A 2741-nucleotide genomic window follows, 5' to 3' on the forward strand; every position below is an offset into this window, starting at 1 on the left:
ATCTGCGCCTTGACGACATACACGGCGCCGCCGAGACCCTCCGCCACGCGCACCGCCTCCTCCGGCGTGTACGCCACCCCGCCGCGCGGCACCGGCACGCCGTAGCGCCCCAGCAGCCCCTTCGCCTGATATTCGTGGATGTTCATGCCCTGCCCTTCCGCTCGGCCGGCCCCGCCCGCGGGCAGAGCCGGCCCACTTCCAGCGATGTCTGTCGTTTCCGAACCGCTCCCTTTCTTGTCATGCCCGGGCTTGACCCGGGCATCCAGGAAGCTGTCGCCGCTCGCAACGGCCCCTGGATCGCCGGGTCAAGCCCGGCGATGACAGGAAAGGAGATGGCGGCGCATCACGGCCGCCAAGCCCTTGCTCACAGCAGCCCGGCGGCGCGGGCCCAACGGTACTTGGCGCCCAGCACCGCGACCGGCGTCTCGGTCGAGTACGGGTAGGCGACGATGCCGTGGTCGTAGAGGTACTGCGCCGCCTCCTCGACCTGGACGTCGCCGGCCAGCGAGGCCACGATCGGCTTGTTGATGCCCTTGGCGCGCATCTCGTCCACCACCTCGGTGATCACCTTCGCGAACACCATCGGCGGCGTGATGATGGTGTGCCAGTAGCCGAGGATCAGCGCGTGGATGCGGTCATCCTCCAGCCCCAGCTTCACCGTGTTGCGGTAGGTGGTCGGCGGCTCGCCGCCGGTGATGTCGACCGGGTTGCCGGCCGCGCCGAAGGGCGGGATGAACTTGCGGAAGGCGGCGTCGAGGTCCGGCGGCATCGCCATCAGCGACAGGCCGTTGTCGACGCAGGCATCCGACAGCAGCACGCCCGAGCCGCCGGCGCCGGTGATGATGACCACGTTCTCGCCCTTCGGCGCCGGCAGGACCGGGATGCCGCGGGCGAACTGCAGCAGGTCCTGCAGGCTCTTGGCCCGGATCACGCCGGACTGGCGCAGCACGTCGTCATAGACCTTGTCGTTGCCGGCCAGGGCGCCGGTGTGCGAGCTGGCCGCCCGCGCGCCGAGCGAGGTGCGCCCGGCCTTCAGCACCACCACCGGCTTCTTCTTCGACACCACCTTGGCGACGTCGGCGAAGGCGCGGCCGTCCTTCAGGTCCTCCAGATGCATCGCGATCACGTCGGTGGCGTCGTCCTGCTCGAAGAAGGTCAGCAGGTCGTCCTCGTCGATGTCCGACTTGTTGCCGAGGCCGACGATGGCCGAGACGCCCATCTTGGTCGACCGGCTGAAGCCGATGATCGCCATGCCGATGCCGCCCGACTGGGACGACAGAGCCGCCCGGCCCTGCACGTCAAAGGGCGTGCAGAAGGTCGCGCACAGGTTCTTCGGCGTGTAGTAGAAGCCGTAGATGTTCGGGCCCATCAGCCGGATGTCGTATTTTCGGCCGATGGCGATGATTTCGTCCTGGCCCTCGTGGTTGCCGGTCTCGGCGAAGCCGGAGGGGATCAGAACGGCGCCCGGGATCTTCTTCTCGCCGACCTCGGTCAGCGCCTGGGCCACGAATTTGGCCGGGATCGCGAACACCGCGACGTCGATGGTGCCCGGCACGTCCTTGACGCTGGCATAGGCCTTGAGGCCCAGGATCTCCGTGGCCTTCGGGTGGATCGGGTAGATCGCGCCCTTGTAGCCGCCGTTGATCAGGTTCTTCATCACCGAGTTGCCGATCTTGCCATCCTCGGCCGAGGCGCCGATCACGGCGACCGCGTCGGGCCGCATGATCCGGTTCATCTTGGCCAGGATGGCGTCCTTCGACGGCCGCGGCCGAGCCTCCTTCGGCTCGAAATCGACGACGACGCGGACATCGGCGGCGATGGCGCCGTCGGTGCGGGCGAAGACCGGGTTGAGGTCGAGCTCGACGATCTCCGGCACCGCATCGACCAGGCGCGAGACCTTGACGATCAGGTCGGACAGCGCCTCGCGGTCGACCGGCGGCGCGCCGCGTACGCCCTTCAGAATCGCCGCCGCCTGGATGCCGTCGAGCATCGACAGCGCCTCGTCCCGGTCGACCGGGGCGAGGCGGAAGGTGATGTCCTTCAGGACCTCGACCAGCACGCCGCCGAGGCCGAAGGCGACCAGCTTGCCGAAGCTGGGATCGGTGACCGCGCCGACGATCACCTCCTGCCCGCCGACCAGCATCTGCTGGACCTGGACGCCGAGGATCTCGGCCTTCGGGTCGTAGCGGCCGGCGCTCTCGACGATGCGCTTGAAGCCGGCGCGGACGTCGTCGGCCGACTTGACGCCGACCAGCACGCCGCCGGCTTCGGTCTTGTGCAGGATCTGCGGCGAGACGATCTTCAGCACGACCGGGAAGCCGATCGCCTCGGCCTGGGCCGCCGCCTGGTCGGCCGTGGTCGCCAGCGCCTCCTTCGGGATCGGGATCTGCCAGGCCTCGCACAGCGCGCGGGCCTCGGGCGCGGTCAGGCTGGTGCGCCCGTCCCGCTTCACGGTGTCAAGGATGCTGCGGGCGGTCGTCCGGGCATCATCCAGGACGTCGACATGGCCATTCATGGCGGTCCTCGCTCAGCAAAGGATGTGGGGGAGGACCGGACCCACCTGAGGCTGCCCGGTCGCAGTGAATTCAGGTCGACGGCAGGCCGTCGGATCAATAAAGGCTCTTCCGCGTTGCCTCTCCCGCTCGCGGGAGAGGTCGGGCGTCCGCAGGACGACCGGGTGAGGGCTGGCCCAGGCCTCGACAAAGGGCCCTCACCCGGAGCCGCTTCGCCTCTCCGACCTC

Annotated in this window: 2 protein-coding genes; both read right to left on the reverse strand. The window is 69.0% G+C overall.

The features are described from left to right. A partial coding sequence (locus ACFW16_RS36000; protein WP_380313478.1) for an ATP-grasp domain-containing protein occupies window positions 1-146 on the reverse strand: 146 nt, incomplete at its 3' end. A gap of 218 nt (window positions 147-364) precedes the next feature. Then, on the reverse strand, window positions 365-2515 hold the full coding sequence (locus ACFW16_RS36005) for an acetate--CoA ligase family protein (RefSeq protein WP_380313910.1): 2151 nt from the start codon (window positions 2513-2515) through the stop codon (window positions 365-367). Window positions 2516-2741 lie beyond the last annotated feature (226 nt).

This window comes from Inquilinus sp. NPDC058860, from assembly GCF_042743185.1.
Lineage (GTDB): Bacteria > Pseudomonadota > Alphaproteobacteria > DSM-16000 > Inquilinaceae > Inquilinus.